This window comes from Ureibacillus acetophenoni (genome assembly GCF_900220965.1).
GTDB lineage: Bacteria > Bacillota > Bacilli > Bacillales_A > Planococcaceae > Ureibacillus > Ureibacillus acetophenoni.
In genome coordinates this window covers 461,493-483,570 of record NZ_OBQC01000002.1, presented here as the reverse complement: position 1 = coordinate 483,570, position 22,078 = coordinate 461,493, and the positions used below count along the sequence as shown (strand labels likewise).

At 34.3% G+C, this 22,078-nt stretch carries 20 protein-coding genes; 17 read left to right on the top strand and 3 right to left on the bottom strand.

Features of this window, described 5'->3' with window-relative positions; translation table 11 throughout:
- Positions 1-2: 2 nt before the first annotated feature.
- From CRO45_RS05100 to CRO45_RS05090, 3 genes are read left to right on the top strand one after another with little or no spacing between them, the layout of a single operon-like run.
- A complete protein-coding gene (locus CRO45_RS05100) occupies positions 3-953 on the top strand; it encodes a branched-chain amino acid ABC transporter permease (protein ID WP_097148554.1) in 951 nt (316 codons plus the stop codon).
- Positions 953-1,726 carry an ABC transporter ATP-binding protein gene (locus tag CRO45_RS05095; RefSeq protein WP_097148553.1) on the top strand — a complete coding sequence of 258 codons (774 nt, stop codon included), beginning with the start codon at positions 953-955 and terminating at the stop codon, positions 1,724-1,726. The genes CRO45_RS05100 and CRO45_RS05095 overlap by 1 nt, the downstream gene beginning before the upstream one ends.
- Complete coding sequence (locus tag CRO45_RS05090) at positions 1,719-2,432, top strand: ABC transporter ATP-binding protein (RefSeq protein WP_097148552.1); 714 nt, start codon at positions 1,719-1,721, stop codon at positions 2,430-2,432. The genes CRO45_RS05095 and CRO45_RS05090 overlap by 8 nt, the downstream gene beginning before the upstream one ends.
- A 62-nt stretch (positions 2,433-2,494) precedes the next feature.
- Here the strand turns inward: CRO45_RS05090 and CRO45_RS05085 are convergent, their stop codons facing one another.
- Positions 2,495-3,580, bottom strand: coding sequence for a M24 family metallopeptidase (locus CRO45_RS05085; protein WP_097148551.1), 1,086 nt, complete (start codon positions 3,578-3,580; stop codon positions 2,495-2,497).
- Positions 3,581-3,701: 121 nt separating this feature from the next.
- On the opposite strand from CRO45_RS05085, the gene CRO45_RS05080 reads away from it, so the two are divergent.
- Positions 3,702-4,382: a metal-dependent hydrolase gene (locus tag CRO45_RS05080; protein ID WP_097148550.1), complete on the top strand. Its 681-nt coding sequence runs from the start codon at positions 3,702-3,704 to the stop codon at positions 4,380-4,382.
- Between the two features lie 166 nt (positions 4,383-4,548).
- The gene (locus CRO45_RS05075) at positions 4,549-5,856 is read left to right on the top strand and encodes a DRTGG domain-containing protein (RefSeq protein WP_097148549.1); all 1,308 of its coding nucleotides are present in this window, start codon (positions 4,549-4,551) and stop codon (positions 5,854-5,856) included.
- A gap of 47 nt (positions 5,857-5,903) precedes the next feature.
- Here CRO45_RS05075 and CRO45_RS05070 read toward each other — a convergent pair whose 3' ends face one another.
- A complete protein-coding gene (locus tag CRO45_RS05070; protein ID WP_097148548.1) occupies positions 5,904-6,212 on the bottom strand; it encodes a YtpI family protein in 309 nt (102 codons plus the stop codon).
- Between the two features lie 139 nt (positions 6,213-6,351).
- Here CRO45_RS05070 and CRO45_RS05065 point away from each other — a divergent pair, with 139 nt between their 5' ends.
- The 8 genes from CRO45_RS05065 (at position 6,352) to CRO45_RS05030 (ending at position 16,752) form a co-directional block, all read left to right on the top strand.
- The gene (locus CRO45_RS05065; RefSeq protein WP_097148547.1) at positions 6,352-7,296 is read left to right on the top strand and encodes a DHH family phosphoesterase; all 945 of its coding nucleotides are present in this window, start codon (positions 6,352-6,354) and stop codon (positions 7,294-7,296) included.
- 19 nt (positions 7,297-7,315) lie between these two features.
- Positions 7,316-10,405, top strand: coding sequence for a DNA polymerase III subunit alpha (dnaE, locus tag CRO45_RS05060; protein WP_097148546.1), 3,090 nt, complete (start codon positions 7,316-7,318; stop codon positions 10,403-10,405).
- A gap of 287 nt (positions 10,406-10,692) precedes the next feature.
- A complete protein-coding gene (locus CRO45_RS05055) occupies positions 10,693-11,349 on the top strand; it encodes a FadR/GntR family transcriptional regulator (protein ID WP_097148545.1) in 657 nt (218 codons plus the stop codon).
- 23 nt (positions 11,350-11,372) lie between these two features.
- Complete coding sequence (gene accD, locus CRO45_RS05050) at positions 11,373-12,248, top strand: acetyl-CoA carboxylase, carboxyltransferase subunit beta (RefSeq protein ID WP_097148544.1); 876 nt, start codon at positions 11,373-11,375, stop codon at positions 12,246-12,248.
- On the top strand, positions 12,241-13,197 hold the full coding sequence (gene accA, locus CRO45_RS05045) for an acetyl-CoA carboxylase carboxyl transferase subunit alpha (protein WP_097148543.1): 957 nt from the start codon (positions 12,241-12,243) through the stop codon (positions 13,195-13,197). The genes accD and accA overlap by 8 nt, the downstream gene beginning before the upstream one ends.
- A 275-nt stretch (positions 13,198-13,472) precedes the next feature.
- Positions 13,473-14,432, top strand: a complete 960-nt coding sequence (pfkA, locus tag CRO45_RS05040) for a 6-phosphofructokinase (RefSeq protein ID WP_097148542.1) — start codon at positions 13,473-13,475, stop codon at positions 14,430-14,432.
- A 29-nt stretch (positions 14,433-14,461) separates the two neighbouring features.
- Positions 14,462-16,222 carry a pyruvate kinase gene (pyk, locus tag CRO45_RS05035; RefSeq protein WP_097148541.1) on the top strand — a complete coding sequence of 587 codons (1,761 nt, stop codon included), beginning with the start codon at positions 14,462-14,464 and terminating at the stop codon, positions 16,220-16,222.
- Positions 16,223-16,362: 140 nt separating this feature from the next.
- The gene (locus tag CRO45_RS05030; protein WP_097148540.1) at positions 16,363-16,752 is read left to right on the top strand and encodes an FxsA family protein; all 390 of its coding nucleotides are present in this window, start codon (positions 16,363-16,365) and stop codon (positions 16,750-16,752) included.
- Here the strand turns inward: CRO45_RS05030 and CRO45_RS05025 are convergent.
- Complete coding sequence (locus CRO45_RS05025; RefSeq protein ID WP_097148539.1) at positions 16,742-17,707, bottom strand: AI-2E family transporter; 966 nt, start codon at positions 17,705-17,707, stop codon at positions 16,742-16,744. The genes CRO45_RS05030 and CRO45_RS05025 overlap by 11 nt on opposite strands.
- 252 nt (positions 17,708-17,959) lie before the next feature.
- On the opposite strand from CRO45_RS05025, the gene citZ reads away from it, so the two are divergent.
- The 4 genes from citZ to CRO45_RS05005 all read left to right on the top strand — a co-directional run bounded on the left by citZ (position 17,960) and on the right by CRO45_RS05005 (position 22,073).
- The gene (gene citZ / locus CRO45_RS05020; RefSeq protein WP_097148538.1) at positions 17,960-19,075 is read left to right on the top strand and encodes a citrate synthase; all 1,116 of its coding nucleotides are present in this window, start codon (positions 17,960-17,962) and stop codon (positions 19,073-19,075) included.
- An 81-nt stretch (positions 19,076-19,156) separates the two neighbouring features.
- A complete protein-coding gene (gene icd, locus CRO45_RS05015) occupies positions 19,157-20,419 on the top strand; it encodes an NADP-dependent isocitrate dehydrogenase (protein WP_097148537.1) in 1,263 nt (420 codons plus the stop codon).
- A 129-nt stretch (positions 20,420-20,548) separates the two neighbouring features.
- Positions 20,549-21,487, top strand: coding sequence for a malate dehydrogenase (mdh, locus tag CRO45_RS05010; protein ID WP_097148536.1), 939 nt, complete (start codon positions 20,549-20,551; stop codon positions 21,485-21,487).
- Between the two features lie 148 nt (positions 21,488-21,635).
- The gene (locus tag CRO45_RS05005; protein WP_097148535.1) at positions 21,636-22,073 is read left to right on the top strand and encodes a MaoC/PaaZ C-terminal domain-containing protein; all 438 of its coding nucleotides are present in this window, start codon (positions 21,636-21,638) and stop codon (positions 22,071-22,073) included.
- The last annotated feature ends 5 nt before the right edge of the window (positions 22,074-22,078 follow it).

The window sequence follows — 22,078 nt, the reverse complement described above, 5'->3', positions numbered from 1 at the left end:
ACTTGTTAGGAGAAATTTTAAATACCTATTATTTACAAATAGGGTCGTTTATTTTAATTAATATTATGTTAGCGATTAGTGTATATGTTCCATTATCATCTGGTCAGCTTTCTTTAGGAAGCGCTGGATTTATGGGTGTCGGAGCTTATACATCAGCATTACTTACAATCCATTTTGATTTACCAATTTTTGTAGGGGTTATCGCTGGTGCATTAGCAGCAAGTATTCTAGGAGTGATTGTTGGGATTCCTTCTTTAAGACTTTCAGGTGTCTATTTAGCTATTGCAACATTAGGTCTTGGGGAAGTAATCCGTGTAATCTTCGTGAACTGGGATTCTTTAACTAAGGGTTCAGTTGGCTTAACAGGAATTCCACAATTAGGTAGGGAAATTTTAGAGTTTTCACGTGGCCTAGGTTTTGAACCAGCAATGATCGGTATTAGAAACAATCAATTTGTGTTTCTATCTATTTTCTTAGTGTTACTAATTTTAGTAATCGCGATTTTATGGTTTGTTATTCGTCAACAAAATTCACGTGTTGGACGAGCTTTACAATCTATTAATATGGATGATAGAGCAGCAGAATCTATGGGAATAAATATTACTCATTATAAAGTAGTAGCATTTACACAAGGTGCATTCTTTGCAGGACTAGCTGGTGCATTATTTGCTCATGTAATTGGATATATTTCTCCAGCTGACTTCTCTTATCACCGTGCTGTTGAAGTATTAATTTTCACTGTATTTGGTGGTAGTGAAGTAATAATTGGTTCTGTATTTGGTGCATTCTTCTTAACATTAATGCCAGAAGTATTACGTTTTGTAAGTGAGTTCCGTTATATTATCTACGGTATCCTTCTAGTTGTTTTAATGGCTGTACGTCCTCAAGGTATTCTTGATGCAAATTTACTTAAAAAGTTTAAATTTAAACGTTCAAAAGGAGGGGTTCGTTAATGGTTTTAGAATTGAAAAAAATTACAAAAAACTTTGGCGGAATCTCTGCTTTAAAGGATGTTTCTTTTTCAATTAATAAAGGTGAAATTTTCGGTCTAATTGGTCCTAATGGTGCCGGAAAAACAACAATGTTCAATATGATTACGAATATTTACGAACCCACTTCAGGTGAAATCATATTTAATGGTGAAAATATAACGGCATTAAAACCTTATAAAATTACAGAAAAAGGGATTTGTCGTACGTATCAAAACATCCGTTTATTTTCACAAATGTCTACACTACATAATGTAATGGTTGGTGGACATAGCCAATCACAATCTGGCGTATTTAGTAGTGTTTTTCGTACAAAAGCACAACGCAAAGAAGAGCAATTATTAAAGGAAAAGGCTGAAGAATTACTAGATTTAGTAGGTCTTCTAGAACATAAAGATACGATTGCAGAGAACTTAGCTTACGGACAGCAAAGAAGACTTGAAATTGCACGCGCCTTAGCAAGTAATCCTAGTCTACTATTATTAGACGAACCTGCAGCAGGTATGAATGAAAATGAGACTGATAGTTTATATGATCTAATAAAAACTGTGCAATCAAGAGGTATTACAGTGTTAATTATTGAACACGACATGCCACTTGTTATGAAATTATGTGATCGAATCGCTGTATTAAACTTCGGTGAAAAACTAGCAGAAGGTACTCCAGACGAAATTCAAAATAATGAAGCAGTTATTGAAGCCTACCTTGGAAAAGAGGAGGATGAAGTAGATGCTTAAACTTACAAATGTTGAAACATTTTATGGTCAAATTCAAGCACTAAAAGGAATCGATTTAGAAGTAAATGAAGGGAAAATCATTACTTTGTTAGGTGCAAATGGTGCCGGAAAATCAACGACTATGAAGACGATTGCAGGTCTTTTAAAACCTAAAAATGGTTCAGTCGAATTTAATGGTGAGAATGTCACAGGCTTACGTCCAGACCAATTGTTACGTAAAGGTATATCTTTAGTTCCTGAAGGTCGTGCGATTTTAACTTCGATGACAGTACTAGAAAATTTGGAAATGGGTGCTTATCAACGAAATGATAAAGACGTACGAAACGATATTGAAGACGTCATGCAACGTTTCCCAATATTAAAAGAAAGACAAACTCAAATGGCTGGTACTCTTTCTGGTGGTCAACAACAGATGTTAGCTATCGCTAGGGCTCTACTGTCAAAACCAAAATTGTTACTATTAGATGAACCTTCAATGGGATTAGCACCATTGATTGTTGCTGATATCTTTAAAATTATTAAAGAAATAAATGAAGCTGGTACAACAGTTCTTCTAGTTGAGCAAAATGCAAAACAGGCATTGAAAATAGCTGATTATGGCTATGTCATGGAAACCGGTAAAATAATAATTGAAGGTAGTGCACAAAGTCTATTAGAGGATCCAAGAGTTGTTGAAGCATATCTTGGAAGAAAATCTACGTCTTAATGCATAAAAGAAGGTGACGAGAATGAAAATTCTCGTCACCTTTATTATTTAAGTCTTCAATTTTATAGAATTATTAATTCTTTTGGATATTTTGTTAAAACTTCAACACCAGTTTCTGTAACAACAACATCATCTTCAATTCTTACTCCGGCAATGTCGTTATAAATTCCAGGTTCGATAGTAAAGACCATTCCTGTTTTTAGTTGTAATTCATTTGTACCAGTTACAGAAGGATACTCATGCACTGAAATACCAAGACCATGGCCAAGGCGGTGAGTGAAATTTTCACCATAACCACCTTCAGTAATAATATCACGAGCTGTTTTATCAAGGTCCATAACACGGACACCAGGCTTCACTGCTTCAATTGCTTTTTCGTTCGCACTTCTAACTAGTTGATAAATCTCTTTTTGAGCATCTGATACATTACCAAAAGCGAAAGTTCTTGTAATGTCAGAACAATATCCTTTATATTCTACACCTAAATCAAATAATATTAGATCACCTTTTTGAATTTTGCGATTACCAGGGTTACCGTGTGGTGAAGCAGTTTTAGGGCCTGACAATACCATAGTGTCAAAGGACATACTGTAACCTTTTTCTTTTATTGTATTTTCAATAGCTGTTAATATTTCCATTTCCGTTTTACCTTCAGCAATTTCTTTCACTCCAACTTCAACCGCATAGTCTGCAAGTCGAGCCGCTTCACGCATTATTTCAAGTTCAACTTCATCTTTAATAACACGCATTTCATTAATTTTTTCATCTAGTCTAGTGAAACTTGCTTTTGGGAAAACTTGCTGGAGAGCTTCTAATCTTTCAACGGTTAAATGACTTTTTTCAATGGCCATGTTATTTACAGTAATATTGTTTAATTGAACCTTTTCTTTAATTAGTTCAAATGGCTGATCGGTATCTAAATGACCAATTACATCATACTGCCAGCCGGAATTGATAGCATCGGGTACTTCCATTTTTGGACAAACTAATACAGGTGTTACATCTTGAAAAACTAACACCCCAAGTAATCGTTCGTGAGGATTACTCTTAAATTGAGAGAAGTAAAATACATTGTCAGGAGTTGTAATAAAAGCCAGATCCAGATTCTTTTCTTTTAAATAGGATTGAATTTGTTTAATCTTTGTCAAAGTTTGACCCTCCATTTGGCTAGGAATAAAATAGTAAATTCTAATATATTATAACAAAATAGAAGGGATATTTGTTTTTAGAGAGAAATAAATCAATGAATAACTGTAAGGAGGATATTTAATGGAAATTTCATATCATGGTCATTCAGTTGTAAAAATTAAAACGAATGGTAAAGAAATTCTTATTGACCCATTTATTCGTGGCAATGGGTTAACAGATTTAAAGGTAGAGGAAGAAAAGCCAGATGCTATTTTGTTAACGCATGGACATAATGATCATGTTGGTGACACAGTTGAATTAGCTAAAGATAAAAATGCACTAGTTGTAGCGCCAAATGAACTGGCAAACTATTTAGCAACTCAAGGTGTTAATGTTCACAACATGGGAATTGGCGGATCTTATGAATTTGATTTTGGAAAAGTAAAGTATACACTCGCGTTTCACGGTTCAGTATATGAAACTGAAACTGGAGAGATTATTAACGCAGGTAACCCGGGAGGAATACTATTCTCCGCAGAAGGATTAACAATATATCATGCTGGGGATACTGCACTCTTTGGAGATATGAAGTTAATTGGTGATCGACATCCAATCGATGTTGCTTTCTTACCTATTGGGGATAACTTTACAATGGGGCCAGAGGATGCTGCATATGCTGTTTCCCTATTAAAACCAAAAGTAGTTGTACCAATTCATTACAATACATTCCCAGTGATTGAACAAGACCCTAATAAGTTTGAGGAATTAGTAAAGGATGCAAAAGTACAAATATTAGCTCCAGGCGAAAAAGTAGAAATTTAATAGTTCATAGAGAGAGTAACATAAAAGTGATAATGAAGCTTTGATGTTACTTTCTCTTTTTTCTTTGATTTGGTACATTAGTAATAGGTAATCCACTTATGTCAATACATAGATGAAATATGTTACACTAATAGATAAGGAACTAATTTGGAAATTAGGTGATGACATGTCTACAAAACATGAAAAAATATTACAATATATTGAGTCTTTACCAGTAGGAGATAAAATTTCTGTTAGACAAATAGCAAAAGATATGGGAGTTAGTGAAGGTACAGCCTACCGTGCTATTAAAGAAGCTGAAAACCGTAGCTTAGTAAGTTCTATCGAGCGTGTTGGAACAATCCGTATTGAAAAGAAAAAGAAAGAAAATATTGAGCGATTAACCTTTGCGGAAATTGTTAACATAGTTGATGGACAAGTTTTAGGTGGGATGAACGGTTTACATAAAACTTTAACAAAATTCGTTATTGGTGCGATGCAACTTGAAGATATGATGCGTTATACAGAAGCAGGTAGCTTACTAATTGTAGGGAATCGTTTTAAAGCACAGGAAAATGCTTTAAAAGAAGGTGCAGCTGTTCTTATAACTGGTGGTTTTGACACAACTGAAGAAATAAAACGACTTGCTGATGAACTTGAACTACCAATCATCTCTTCAAGTTATGATACGTTTACTGTTGCAACATTGATCAATCGGGCTATTTACGACCAACTAATTAAAAAGGATATTCTTTTAATTGAAGATATTTATATACCAATCGAGGAAACGGCTACGTTACATTCTCATCAAACAATTGAGGATTTCCGTATTTTAAACGGAAAAACAAGTCACGGTGCATTTCCTGTAGTTGGGAACAATAGAAAACTTGTTGGTATGATAACTGTAAAAGACGTTATTGGAAGAGAACCGTCAGAACCTATTGATAAAGTAATGACAAAGCACCCTATCTCAACTTCTATGAAAACAAGTGTAGCATCTGCTGGACATCGTATGATTTGGGAAGGAATTGACTTATTGCCAATCGTAGATGAGGACGGTATTTTACAAGGGGTAATAAGTCGACAAGATGTATTAAAAGCTTTACAACATGCACAACGTCAACCACATCACGGTGAAACAATCGATGACTTAGTGAAAAAAGAGATTAAATTAATCAGTGATGAAGATTTAATGGTTGAATTTACAGTTACACCTCAGATGACAAACCAATTCGGGGCAATTTCATACGGGGCATTCACAACGCTTCTTTCTGAAGTTGGTGCATTAGCACTAAAAAGAAAAAAACGTGGGGATGCTGTAGCTGAAAATATGACGATTTACTTTATTAAACCAATCCAAATGGAAACGGTACTTACTATCGTTCCACATATACTCGATATGAGCCGTAAGTTCGTAAAGATGGACTTTGATGTGTTTAATGATCATACATTAGTCGGAAAAGCGATGATGATGTTCCAATTATTAGAAAGATAAGACTAAAAGTAAAAAGCAATATACAAAGTATATTGCTTCCTTTAAGTTTAACGATTTAGTTCATATTCTTCTTGAACATACTTACCTTCATGACGCATACGAAGATAATTGTTATATGCTTGTACAAGACCTAGAATAACAAAAATTGCACAAATTATGTAACTTACTAACGATTGATGAATAATTACTGCATTTATACCAAAGGCAATAATAAATACACCTAATGCAATACCAGCCTTTGCTTTATACCACTTTTTACGAATTGGTAAAGTGGATCTGAATTGTTTTGTTTTATAATAAAAATAAACAGCAAAAGCAATCACAACGATTGTGAGAAAAAAATAATTAAAATTCATAAATAGCGACCTCCTAACAAAATCACGACTTTGCGAATAGTTATCCGCAATTAGACAAGCTGTCATTATTGTATCGATTTTTCATGGAAAATGCTATTAACATTTCACAATAAACATTAAATCTCCGGGAGGAACTAGAGTGAAACGTAAAATCATCGAAGCAATAGAAAAATATGACACAATTATTATTCATCGTCATGTGAGACCAGATCCTGATGCATATGGTTCTCAAATTGGGCTAAAAACAATTATTTCAACAAATTACCCAGAAAAAAATGTATATGCTGTTGGTGATCATGATGAATCATTAACGTTTTTAGCAAAGCCTGATCAAGTTGATGATGAAACATTTTCTGGTGCTTTAATTATTGTGACAGATACCGCTAATACTGAGCGAATCGATGATAATCGTTATAGTACTGGGGATTTTTTAGTAAAAATAGATCACCATCCAAATGACGATCAATATGGTGATTTACTTTGGGTAGATTGTGAAGCAAGTTCTGTTAGTGAAATGATTTATGAGCTGTTTGTAGAAGGTCGTGAATATAAAGGGTGGACATTATCTGACGAAGCTGCTCGTCTTTTATTTGCAGGGATTGTTGGCGATACTGGGCGATTTATATTTCCAAGTGCTACAGAAAAAACCTTTGAAATCGCGGGTCATTTAATACGTTATAAGTTTAATCGTACTGAATTGTTTGATGGAATGTATGAAAAAGATCATAAATTATTGAAACTTCAAGGCTACTTATATCAAAATTATCATTTTGATGAAAATGGTGCAGTTTATATTAAATTAACGAAAGAAATACTAGAACAATTTGATGCGACTCCATCAGATACTTCTTTACTTGTCGGATCATTTGGAGACATTAAAGGTGTGTGTGCCTGGGTAATCTTCGTAGAAGAAGATTGTCAAATTCGAGTACGACTACGTTCTAAAGGACCTATTATTAATGAACTTGCCAAAAAATATAACGGTGGCGGCCATCCTTTAGCATCTGGTGCAACAGTCTATTCTTGGGAAGAAGCGGACAAAGTTATCTCAGAATTAAAAGAAATTTGTCGCAAATATAAATAATTTGAAGGAGGGATGGAGTTTGACAATTTATCCACAAATACGAACAAGTGCAGATCTGTTAAAAAGTACAATTCGTATTGATGAGCTCATCCCATTTTTACGACAACAAAAGGCAAAAGCATGTGCAATCGTAAATACGAAATTGTACGGGCTTTTGCCTTTTTGGCAGGAAGTTAAGCAAGCTAATATCCATCCAGTGGTTGGGTTAAAAGTAGAAATCCAATTTCATGATGGAAAAACTTTTCCGGCAATTCTATACGCCCAAACAACGAACGGTTATAAAAATTTGTTGAAAATTACTAGCAGCATATCAATTAGAGACGACGAAACATTGCCTTATCGATGGTTATTAGGGTATTCGCAAGGATTAGTCATTGTTTTACCATTAATGGACAACAAAGAGATTTGGTTACAAGATGACGCCATTGAGTCAATCAATCAAATGGCAACAGCTTTTTCTACAAATTTATTTTTTGGTATCTCACGCCCAGGTGGAATCCGTTCACTACTAGAAGAAAAAGCAAATCAGTTAAGTAATCAGTTTGGATGTAAAATAATCGCACTACATGAATGTTTGTTTCAAAATATGGAAGACCATTTTTCGTTTGAGGTTGCACAAGCCATTGAAACAGGTGTGAAGTTAAATGAAAGAGTACAACCAATTTCAAAAGAACACCAATATGTTCCAACAGCAGAACAATGGACTACATGGTTTCATGACCGTCCGGAGTGGCTAAATGAAGCTGAAAGACTATTATTAAGTTTCCATGTAGAGATTAATAATGAACAGACCTATTTACCTAGGTTCCCACTTCCAGAAGGAGTATCTGCGGAAGATGTGTTGTATGAAATGGCTTTAATAGGATTGAAAGAAAGATTTCAAGGAAACATTCCAAATGAAGAATATTTAGATCGACTTCGATATGAGTTAAGCATTATTAACTCAATGGGTTACGCGGATTATTTTTTAATCGTCTCAGACTTTATGAAATATGCTCATAAAGAGAGAATCTTAACAGGACCAGGTCGTGGTTCATCGGCAAGTTCATTAGTTGCTTATGCTCTCCAAATTACCCAAGTAGATCCTATTAAGTATGGATTACTTTTCGAACGATTTTTAAATCCAGAAAGAATATCTTTACCAGATATAGATATCGATTTTGTAGATACTCGAAGAAACGAAGTAATTGAGTATGTAGCAAAAAAATATGGTACAAAACATGTCGCACAAATTATTACATTTGGTACATTATCAGCAAAAGCTGTAGCTCGTGACGTTGCTAGAATGTTTAACTTTGAAAGTGAAACACTTGAAATGATTTCAAAGCTAATTCCAAACAAATTGGGTATTACCTTAAAAGAGGCATACGCTTCTTCTGAAAAACTAAGAAATTGGATTGAAGGAGAAGAAATTCGAAAAAGATGGTTCAGTGTCGCATTAAAATTAGAAGGTCTTCCAAGGAATTCCTCCACACATGCTGCAGGTGTTATACTAAGTCCTGTACCGTTAGTGGAAGTAGTTCCAATTGAAAAGGGGCATGATGATATTTATTTAACGCAATGGTCTATGCAAGAGGTTGAAAAGCAAGGACTTTTAAAAATGGACTTTCTAGGTTTACGCAATTTAACAATTTTAGAGCAAATACGTAAATCTATTCAATATACAGAACATGTGGAAATAGATTTTAACAACATTCCTTTAAACGATCAAAAGACATATGAATTATTACAACAAGGGGATACAACTGGTATTTTCCAATTAGAATCAGAAGGAATGCAAAATGCATTAAGGGAAATTAAGCCAACACAAATTTTAGATATTGTTGCAGTAAATGCATTATATCGTCCTGGACCAATGGAATTTATTTCAACTTATGCACGTAGAAAAGCAAATAAAGAACCTGTCATTATGCCACACCCAGTCCTTGAATCAATTTTGAAAGAAACCTATGGAATTATAGTGTACCAAGAACAAATTATGCAAATTGCTCACGTATTGGCTGGTTTTACTTTTGGACAAGCAGATTTATTAAGAAGAGCAGTAAGTAAGAAAAAATTAGATATATTAAATGAACAGAAAGAATCTTTTGTAACAGGATCGATTCGACAAGGATTCTCAAAACAAGTTGCAGAAGAAGTATATGATTTAATTGTTCGATTTGCTAACTACGGATTTGCGAAAAGCCATGCAGTAGCCTACAGTTTAATTTCTTATCAAATGGCTTATTTAAAAGCAAATTATCCCGTCCATTTTTATGCAGCACTTATGACCAACTCTATTGGAAATCCCGATAAGATTTTCCAGTATATATTAGAAGCAAAAAATAAAGGGATTGAAATCGAAAGACCTTCCATACAAAAAAGTTATCGACATTTTGTTGTGGAGAATGGAAAAATCAGATGTAGTCTTTCAATAATAAAAGGCGTCTCACAAAACTTTTTAAAAAAATTACTAGGCGTTCGGCAAGCAAACGGAAAGTATTTCGAAGACATCTTTGAATTAGCTACTTCATTAAGTGCAGCAACGTTTACACGTAAAGAAATTGAACCATTAATAAAAGCAGGAGCTCTAGATGACTTTGGGAAAGATCGTGCATGTTTACTTGCTACGATTGATGCAGCGATTAAACATGCAAAAATAGTTAGACCAACAGATGAAGATAATTTGTTTTCTTCGAATCCTACTATTTTTGGGAAACCTAAATATATCGATGTAGATCCAATCCCCGAAAAATTAAAACTTCAATTTGAAAAAGAAGTACTTGGATTTTATTTATCTTTACATCCTGTAACGATTGAACGGCAAAGATTAAACAACGTGCACCACAACACAAGATCTACTAAAACATTGCGTCCTTCAACCTTTGTAACAATTGTTGGAATGGTTGATAATGTCCGTCAAATTCGTACGAAAAAAGGCGAATTAATGGCGTTCTTACAAATATCAGATGAGTTTGGAGTAATATCAACAACGATTTTCCCGAAAGAATATAACAACATCATAGGTTGGATTAAAGAGGACATTATTGTTTTAGTCGAAGGTACTTTAGAATATCGTTTTGATAAACCTCAAATTATCGTTAAATCACTTCAAAAAATTAATGAGTAATGTAAATTTATTAGCCGTAAAGTAAGAACTCAGATGTACCTAAAACAGAACTATAGCTACATAAACGCGTAGTTATTTTAATATTCTAGAAAAAACTGTGCATTTCGCACAGTTTTCTTCTTTACAAACAAACAAAATTTATGTATTCTTATACCTAAAAGTGGTCAGACCACTTTTAGGTTTTTTATTACATTTGTAATAAAAATATTCAGTTATACGTATATAAACTTGACTAAGACCTTATCTCGGTGCAGGTTTCCGTAGGATTTACTTTGTGTGAGGTGTTTATGGATACTAAACAGGAGAACAAAAAAGTATTTTTAGAGATTGTGAATCAATTAAAAGTTTTAATCGATAAAGAACAAATTAGACCTGGAGATAAGTTACCTTCGGAAAGAGTCCTATCTGAACGATTAAATGTTGGTAGATCGTCCGTTAGGGAGGCATTGCGCAGTTTAGAATTACTTGGGCTCATCGAAACGAGGCAAGGTGGAGGTACTTTTCTATCATCAGGGCAAAATATTCAACTAGTAGAAATTTTAGCTTCTTTTATTTTAAGAGAAAGTCGAACTGTAAAAGAATTAGATGCAATAAGAAAAATGCATGAAAAAGAAGCGATTAGAATTATTTGCTCAGATAAAGATTTAACCGCCTTACCTGTTTGGGAAAGTTTATTTTATAAAATTGAAATAGAAAATGACGTTGTTAGAGATCATATTTTAAGAGAGTTCATTATTGCATCTGGTAATCGACTTGCTTTAAAAATATGGTTACAGCTTGCAGCTTATAGCGCCACACCTTTAAAAAAGACAACGACTAAACAAGAAAAACCAATGCTTATAGTACTATTAAAATCGCTTCAGCTTGGTTTTCAGAAAGAAGCACTTGCAGCATATGACGAGTGGATGAATTATATTAAAAATAATATGGATAATGAAAAATAATATTTACCATAAGGGGGATTATGATGGCGATTAAGAACTTTTTAACGTTGAATCGTAAGAAATCAAAAGGCGGGGTAGTTATCGAAGGTAAGAAAGAAAATGAATTTCCCGCTGATTTAATGACAAAGTGTCCAGAATGTAAAAAAATATATTTAACAAAAGAATTAGAGAACAATTTCAAAGTTTGTCCGAATTGTGATCATCATTATAAATTAACTGCATGGGAAAGAGTGGATTATTTCTTAGATAAAGGGACTTTTGAATCTTTAGATGATCATTTACAAACATCTAATCCATTAAAGTTCCCATCTTATATAGAAAAAATTGAAGTAGATATGATTAAGACCGAGTTAAATGAAGCAGTGTTAACAGGTGTTGGTCAGTTAAAAGGTGAGCGTGTAGTTGTAGCAATCATGGACTCACATTTCCGTATGGGATCAATGGGTTCTGTAGTTGGTGAAAAAATTACAAGAGCGATTGAAAAAGCTACTGAATTAAAAACACCGTTCATAATTTTCACTGCAAGTGGTGGGGCTCGTATGCAAGAAGGCGTCCTTTCCCTTATGCAAATGGCGAAAACAAGTGTTGCATTGAAACGTCATAGTGACAATGGTTTATTATTTATATCTATCATGACACATCCAACAACTGGTGGGGTTTCAGCAAGCTTTGCATCACTTGGTGATATAAATTTAGCAGAACCAAAAGCATTAATTGGTTTTGCTGGTCGTCGTGTTATTGAGCAAACTGTACGAGAAAAATTACCTGATGACTTCCAAACAGCAGAATTTTTACTTGCACATGGACAATTAGATGCTATTTTCCATCGTAAAGAAATGCGAGAAAAGGTAGCAACAATCGTAAAAATTCATCGAAAAGGAGGAGTTTCAAATGGCTAAAAATATGGCTTTTGAAGAACCGGTTATTAAACTACGTGAAAAAATAGATGAGTTAAAAGACATCGCAAGTAAAGCCGATGTTGATATGTCTGATGAAATTAAAACTCTTGAAACACGACTTAAACAGTTAGAAATTAAGGTTTATTCAAATATGGAACCTTGGGATCGTGTTCAAGTAGCTAGACATCCTGAGCGTCCAACGACATTAGATTATATAAAAGAAATTTTCACGGACTTTGTTGAATTTCATGGAGATCGTACTTTCCGTGACGATGAAGCAATTGTTGGTGGTATTGCATTCTTCGAAGATCAGCCGATTACAATTATTGGTCATCAACGTGGAAAGGCAACAAAAGAAAATATTCGAAGAAACTTTGGTATGCCACATCCAGAAGGTTACAGAAAAGCTCTTCGATTAATGAAACAAGCTGAAAAATTTGGCCGACCAATTCTTTGTTTTATAGATACAAAAGGAGCTTATCCTGGTAAAGCTGCGGAAGAGCGTGGTCAAAGTGAAGCAATTGCAAAGAATTTGTTTGAGATGGCTGGATTAAAAGTTCCTGTAATCAGCATTGTTATAGGTGAAGGTGGTAGTGGTGGAGCACTAGCATTAGGTGTTGCTAATCGTATCTTCATGCTTGAAAACTCAACATACTCTGTTATTTCTCCTGAAGGTGCAGCATCTATTCTTTGGAAGGATGCGAGTTTAGCAAAACAAGCAGCCGAAGCAATGAAAATTACAGCCCAAGATTTAAAGAGAATGGAAATAATTGATGGCATAATTCCTGAAATATCTGGTGGTGCACATAGAAACATAAATGCACAAGCACTTGCTATTAAAGAATGTCTATTAGAGGAATTATCAAAATTACAATTGTTATCATCTGAGGAGCTAATCGAAGATCGTTACAATAAATTTAGAGTAATTGGTGAATTTATTGAACAATAAATTAAACTCGGCAAAATCTTTATTAAAAGGTTTTGTCGTTTTTTATATATTAAACTTTTAGTGAAACAGAATATATTTTTTTCAACATGTGGAAACTTTGTAAGGAATATTTGAATTGTCATCAAGAAATCATGAAATTGTAAAAACAATAACTAACGCTGGTATAAATATAATTTTTTTGTAAAAGTAGCAATTTTAACTTCTTATAATCATTACATTAATTCCATTTTATGATAATGTGTTAAATATGAGGAAAGATTAGGAGGTAGGGGCACTTGAAAAAAATTGCAGTTTTAACAAGTGGCGGAGATGCTCCTGGCATGAACGCAGCAATAAGAGCTGTCGTTCGAAAAGCAAATTACCATGGTGTAGAAGTAATGGGGATCTACCGTGGTTATGAAGGTTTTATAGAAGGGAATATGGAGTTATTAGATTTAGGATCCGTTGGTGGTATCATCCAACGAGGTGGAACTAAATTATTTTCTTCGCGATGTCCAGAGTTTAAAGAAAAAAAGTATCAATTACAGGGTATCGAAAAGATGAAACAAGCTGGTGTTGAAGGGCTAGTTGTAATTGGTGGGGATGGTTCTTACCGTGGTGCCCATGCCTTAACAACACTGGGGTTTCCTTGTGTAGGTATACCTGGAACGATTGATAACGATATACCGGGTACAGAATATACGATAGGTTTTGACACTGCATTAAACACTGTTGTTGAATCCATTGATAAAATAAGAGATACTGCAACATCCCATGAAAACTCCTTTATTGTAGAAGTGATGGGAAGGGATGCTGGAGATTTAGCATTATGGGCTGGTCTTGCAGCTGGGGCAGAATCGATTTTAATTCCTGAAGAAGCCTATGACATTGATGATATTATCGAAAGAATCCAACGCGGAGAAGCAAGGGGGAAAAAACATAGCATTATCATCGTAGCAGAAGGAGTAATGTCTGGCTCGGAACTTGCTAAACTTTTAAAAGAAAAAGCAGGTATCCATACAAGGGTTTCTGTATTAGGACATATTCAACGGGGAGGTTCTCCATCAGCTCGTGATCGTGTATTGGCTGGTCGTTTAGGTGCGAGAGCTGTAGAAGTATTGTTACAAGGTGGTAGTGGACGAGCTGTTGGTATAAAAAATCACCAAGTAATTGATTATGATTTTGGAGAAGCATTTAATCTAAAACATAAAGCTGAAGTTAGTTTATATACATTATCTAAAGAATTATCTATATAAATAATAGTAAAAAACGGAGCGATAAATAAATGAGAAAAACGAAAATAGTATGTACAATTGGACCAGCAAGTGAATCACCAGAAGTTCTAGAACAGTTAATAGTAGCAGGCATGAATGTGGCACGTTTAAACTTTTCCCATGGTTCCCACGATGAACATGCGGTAAGAATTGCAACGATTAGAGAAGTTGCTGCCAAATTGAATCGAACAATTGGTATTTTACTTGATACAAAAGGGCCAGAAATTCGTACACATAATATGAAGAACGGTGAAGTACATCTTACTCGTGGACAAGTTATTGACATTTCAATGGAAGAAGTTGAAGGCGATGAAAATGTATTCTCGGTCACTTACGATCAACTTATAGTAGATGTGGATCAAAACGATAAGATTTTACTTGATGATGGTTTAATTGAATTACGTGTTTTAGCTAAGGATACTGACAAGGGTGTAATCCATACAATTGTGGAAAATGCTGGAGTATTAAAAAATAAAAAGGGTGTAAACGTACCTGGGGTTTCTGTAAATCTTCCTGGTATTACTGAAAAAGATGCACAAGATATTTTATTTGGAATCGAGCAAGGCGTTGACTTTATCGCTGCATCGTTTGTTCGTACGGCTAAAGATGTACTAGAAATTCGTGAATTATTAGAACAAAATGGCGGCAGTCATATTCAAATTATCCCTAAAATTGAAAACCAACAAGGTGTAGATAACATAGATGAAATTATTGAAGTGTCTGATGGCCTGATGGTTGCGCGCGGAGACCTAGGGGTTGAGATTCCTGCTGAAGAAGTACCATTAGTTCAAAAAACATTAATTAAAAAATGTAACCAAGTTGGAAAGCCTGTTATTACAGCAACACAAATGTTAGATTCTATGCAAAGAAATCCTAGACCTACGCGTGCTGAGGCAAGTGATGTAGCAAACGCTATTATTGATGGTACAGATGCCATCATGTTATCTGGAGAAACTGCAGCTGGGCTTTATCCAGTAGATTCAGTTAAAACAATGAACAAAATCGCGGAATACACTGAAAACTCATTAGATTATCGTTCGATTGTATCAACTAGAAGTCGTGAAAAAGGTACAACAATGACAGAAGCTCTTTCACAAGCCGTTTCATATACTTCCATAAACTTAGGAGTTAAGGCAGTATTAGCTCCTACTTCTAGTGGTACTACAGCGAAAATGATTGCAAAATATCGTCCAGGTGTACCAATTATTGGAATTACAAATGAGGCTACGACAGCCCAAAAATTAACTCTTGTGTGGGGTGTTACGCCAATCGTAACTCCAAAAGTAACGACAACAGATGAAATTTTAGAATTATCGGTTGATGAAGCATTAAAATATAAATATGTTGACCACGGTGATGTTGTTGTAATTACAGCTGGTGTACCAGTAGGTGAAGCAGGAACAACAAACTTAATGAAAGTACATGTTATTGGTGATCTTCTTGCACGTGGACAAGGGATTGGAAAAGAGTCTGTCGTTTCTAAAGCAGTAGTTGTAAATAATGCAGATGAAGCAAAGGCATACGACACAGAAGGATGTATATTGGTGACTATTGGGACTGATCGTGAAATGATGCCAGTGATTGAAAAATGTGTTGGTATCATTACAGAGGAAGGCGGCTTAACGAGCCATGCAGCAGTTGTCGGATTGAGCTTAGGTATTCCAGTTATTGTTGGTGTAAAAGAAGCAACAACCTTAATAAGACATGGCCAAGAAATTACGATGGATGCAGAAACAGGCGTTATATATAAAGGACATGCAAGTGTTTTATAACAAATAAACATAAAAGTAGACAAAACGTAAAATAGTTTTGTCTACTTTTATTTTCTAAATGATTCATAAATGAATCTTTCAATTTGTATGAACGTAAATTATGAGATAAAGTTTTAATAGTAACGAATTGGGGGAATCATATGAGAAAAATATTATTTACTCTAATAGCTTTTATATTAGTTGAAATAGCTTTGTTTATATTAGTAGGTAACTTAATTGGAGTATTTAACACTCTATTATTAATCATCCTTACTTCAATTATTGGAATCGCTGTATCAAAAAAACTGGGCATGAAATCCGTACAAAACTTGCAACATAGTATCAATCAGGGTGAACCACCTGGCCCCTTAATGGTCGATACATTTTTAATATTCGTTGGAGGTATACTATTAGCTTTACCAGGGTTTTTAACAGATGTTATCGGTTTTACACTTATTTTTAGTTTTACTCGAAAACTTTATAAACCATCTATTTATAAATGGTTACGTAAGAAAATGGAAAGTGGAAACGTTTATATTATTAATAGGTAGATTTTTGTTTCATTTTAAGTGCTATTAAAATAATGAATGGACTTAGTAAAATACCATATATCCCGAACATTAATATTGATGCAGCACTTATGAAAAATGAATGGATGGCTCGCAATTGAAAAGTTTTTGCCCACAACATGGACTCTGTTATTTGTCTAGTCAGCATGATAAACAAAAATAAAACTAAAATAGCGATGGCCAATGTACTTTGTCCAACAAAAAAGAAATAGACTGCTGCCGGTACAAGGAAAATACCAATACCGAAGAATGGTAAGAAATCTGCTATCGCAATTAGAAATGCTTTACTTATAGGTTGTTCGAATTTTAAAAGTGAGAAACCGCAACTTAGTAAAAAGAATGTAATCATAAATAATTGAAACCCAACAAATAAGAAATAACCTATTAAATCAATAGCTCGTGTAAAATATTGCTTCCATTCTGATCGATAAGCCTTTGGAACATAGAGAAAGAACCATGCCCGATCTTTTCTCGATTCGAACAAAGAAAAGAAAAATGCTAATAGAAAGATAAAAAATTCAAATATATAATTAAAAACTATTTGAATTGAGTTAACGATGGTTAAAATTAAAGAGTCAATTAAAGACATGGATTGTTCGTAAATAGTTTCGAATATTTGAAAGCTAGCGGTATCTATTAGAGGGATTTTAGCTATATGTTGTTGTAATTCAGGGTAAATACTAATTAAACTTTGTATAGTAATATAAATTAATGAATAAATTAGAATAAATATTAATATAGATATAGTGATAGCACTTAGTATGTAAGGAAGTTTTAATCGCTTATTACAAAATTCAACTACTGGAAATATTAAATAGGCAAAAAAAATTGCAATTGATATTGGAAAAACAAACCAAATAATTAATAAATATACAGCTAATACAATAAATTTAATTCCACTTTTAAAAGGAAATTCATTTAATTTTTGCATCTTCATTAATTCTCACCTCTATTTAATGTATGTAAAATCTCGTACGTTAATAAGAAATTCTCTTTCGTGCAATTTTCTCGTTCTATTTTCGATTTTTACTTTAATTCTAGTAATTTCATTCACAAAGACGACAAAATTGATTATAATAAACTTGTAAGCGATTTACTTATAGGTTCATTGAGCAGAACTAATCTAAGTGTCCTTTTTCTAAAATGAAAAGAAAGCACTTACAAAATCTTTATAAGGGGAGATTATATTATGACAGCAACACGCGGTTTAGAAGGTATCGTAGCGGCTGAGTCAAAAATCAGTTCAATCATCGACGACACACTTACATATGTAGGCTACAACATTGATGATTTAGCAGACAATGCTACATTTGAAGAGGTTGTATATTTACTATGGCATACGCGCCTACCAAAAGCGGATGAGCTTGCTGAATTGAAACAACAATTAGCTGAGAATGCTGAAGTTCCTCAAGCAATTCTTGATCAATTTAAGGCTTATCCATTAAATACGGTTCATCCGATGGCTGCATTACGCTCTGCAATCTCACTATTAGGTGTATATGATGAAGAAGCGGATGTAATGTCTCCGGAAGCAAACTATCGTAAAGCGATTCGTTTACAAGCGAAGATCTCAACGGTTGTTACTGCTTTCTCTCGTATCCGTAGAGGTTTAGAACCAGTTGCTCCAAAACCTGAATTAGGTTATGCAGCAAACTTCTTATATATGCTACACGGTAAAGAGCCTGAAGCAATTGAAATTGAAGCATTTGACAAAGCATTAGTATTACATGCTGACCACGAGTTAAATGCATCTACATTCACTGCACGTGTATGTGTAGCAACATTATCAGATGTATATTCTGGTATTACATCGGCAATTGGTGCTTTAAAAGGACCTCTTCACGGTGGAGCTAACGAACAAGTTATGAAAATGTTATCTGAAATCGGTTCAATCGATAAGGTAGAAGATTACATCCAAACAAAATTAAACAACAAAGAAAAAATCATGGGCTTCGGTCACCGCGTATATCGTAAAGGTGATCCACGTGCAAAACACTTACGTGTAATGAGTGAAAAGTTAACAAAATTAACTGGAAAACCTGAACTATATGATATGTCAGTTAAAATTCATGACATGATCGTTAGTCAGAAAAACCTTCCAGCTAACGTTGACTTCTTCTCAGCATCTGTATACGATTCACTAGGAATTGAACATGATTTATTCACACCAATCTTTGCTGTTTCACGTACATCAGGTTGGTTAGCACATATTCTAGAACAATACTCAAATAACCGCTTAATCCGTCCACGTGCAGAATACGTAGGACCAGGAATGCAAAAATATATTCCAATCGATGAGCGCTAATTTTTAAAATATGCTAAAATTGTCTAGGACTGTGAATAGAATGCACAGTCCTTGACTTATGATTATAGGGAGGCAACATTCATGACTAACAAAATTGTAGTAGAAAATGGTGTACTAAACGTACCAAACAACCCAGTAATTCCTTTCATCGAAGGTGACGGAATTGGTCCAGATATTTGGGCGGCAGCTTCAAGAGTAATTGATGCTGCAGTCGAAAAAGCTTATAACGGTGAAAAGAAAATTGAATGGTTAGAAGTTTTAGCTGGGGAAAAAGCATTTAACCAAACTGGTGAATGGTTACCACAAGAAACTTTAGATAAAATTAATGAATACCTAATTGCAATTAAAGGACCTCTTACAACTCCAATCGGAGGCGGAATTCGTTCTCTTAACGTTGCACTTCGTCAACAATTAGATTTATATGTATGTTTACGTCCTGTACGTCACTTTGACGGTGTTCCATCACCTGTTAAACGTCCAGAAGATGTAGATATGGTAATCTTCCGTGAAAACACTGAAGATATCTATGCTGGTATCGAATATGAAGCAGAATCTGCTGATGCTAAAAAAATCATCGAATTCTTACAAACTGAAATGGGTGTAAACAAAATCCGTTTCCCAGAAACTTCAGGTATCGGTATTAAACCAGTTTCAAAAGAAGGTACAGAGCGCTTAGTACGTTCTGCAATTGAATATGCTATCAAACATAACCGTCCATCAGTTACTCTTGTTCACAAAGGTAACATTATGAAATTCACTGAAGGTGGATTCAAAAAATGGGGTTATGAATTAGCAGAAACTGAATTTGCTGATCAAACATTTACATGGAACCAATACGACAAAATTAAAGAAGAAGAAGGCGTAGAAGCTGCTAACAAAGCACAAGCTGATGCTGAAGCTGCAGGTAAAATCATCGTTAAAGATTCAATCGCTGATATCTTCTTACAACAAATTTTAACTCGTCCAAAAGAGTTCGACGTTGTTGCAACTATGAACTTAAATGGTGACTATATTTCTGATGCATTAGCTGCACAAGTTGGTGGAATCGGTATTGCTCCAGGAGCTAACATTAACTATGTAACTGGACATGCTATCTTCGAAGCTACTCACGGTACTGCACCTAAATATGCTGGTCAAGATAAAGTAAACCCATCATCTGTTTTACTTTCTGGTGTGTTAATGCTTGAACACTTAGGTTGGCAAGAAGCTGCAGATTTAATTACAAAATCTGTAGAAACAACAATTTCTTCTAAAGTAGTTACTTATGACTTCGCTCGTTTAATGGAAGGCGCTACTGAAGTGAAATGTTCTGAATTCGCAAACGAATTAATTAAAAACCTTTAATTATTTCTTCTAAATGATGAATTTTTTTACAAAATCATTGTCTATACTGTAATTGAATACAAGTATAAAAAAGGAAGCATCTTTGTATGCTTCCTTTTTGTATAGGGAAATTAGGGAGTGAATAGACAAATGAGTATGAAACGTGAAAAAATATCTGTCATAGGAGCAGGATTTACTGGTGCAACAACAGCCTTCTTATTGGCTCAAAAGGAATTAGGTAATGTTGTATTAGTAGACATTCCTGAAGCTGAAAATCCGACAAAAGGAAAAGCTTTAGATATGTGGGAAGCAGCCCCTGTTCAAGGGTTTGATTCACATGTTATGGGAACTTCAAATTATGAGGATACTAAAGAATCGGATATTGTCATAATAACTGCAGGTGTTGCAAGAAAACCTGGAATGAGCCGGGATGATTTAGTACAAATCAATCAAAAAGTAATGAAATCTGTTTCTACACAAATTAAGGAACACTCACCAAATGCAATTATCTTAGTACTAACAAATCCAGTTGATGCAATGACTTATACTGTGTTTAAAGAAACAGGTTTCCCAAAAGAAAGAGTCATTGGTCAATCAGGTGTATTAGATACTGCACGTTTTTGTGCCTTTGTTGCAGAGGAATTAAACGTTTCAGTAAAAGACATTAGAGGATTTGTACTAGGAGGACATGGCGATACAATGGTTCCACTTATTCGCTATTCCTATGCCGGCGGAATTCCTTTGGAAAAGTTAATCGCAGCTGATCGTCTTCAAGCAATAGTAGATCGAACTCGAGTTGGAGGCGGTGAAATTGTTAATTTGCTAGGTAATGGTTCTGCATATTATGCCCCAGCTGCTTCACTTGTTGAAATGGCCGAGGCAATAATAAAAGACCAAAAGCGTATCCTACCGTCAATTGCTTATTTAGAAGGGGAGTATGGGTATGAGGGGATTTATTTAGGAGTACCAACGTTACTCGGAGCAAACGGTATAGAAAAAATCTATGAACTTGATTTAACGAAAGAAGAGAAATCAGCATTAGATGCTTCTGCTGAAAGTGTACGTGAGGTTATGTCCGTTTTAATTTAACAGTAAAAGTCGTTTAACTTTGAGTAAGGACATGGTAAATATCCTTACTCTTCTCTTTTATTGTTGAGTCGTCAACATCTTTCTTTCATTGTTATTTTCTGAAAAAATTGATACTATTGAATAAACTGAGGATAAAGGAGTTGCTTCGTTGTTGATACGAAAGAGTATAAAACTCGGAAAAAAGGCAGATGAATTATCTATTGGAGATAGGTTGCATTTAACCGAAAAAATTGAGGATAAGGAATTATTATTATATTTAGGCTTAACAAATGATAATAATCCACTTTATATTCAACACGATTATGCAGCTGAAACAGCATACAAAAAACCTATTGTTCCAGTAATTATGCTTAATGGAATTATCACATCAGCGATTTCCAAACATATTCCAGGTCCTGGTTCTCGAATTATCCAACAAAATTTAATGTATAATGAACCAGTTTATCACTATGAAACAATTAATATTGTAATTGAAGTACAACATATTAATATTCTTGAAAATTTGGTAGAAATTTATGTATATGCTACTAATGAAGAACAAAAGTCGGTTATAGAAGGTGTAATAACCGTTATGCCTCATATATAAACTGC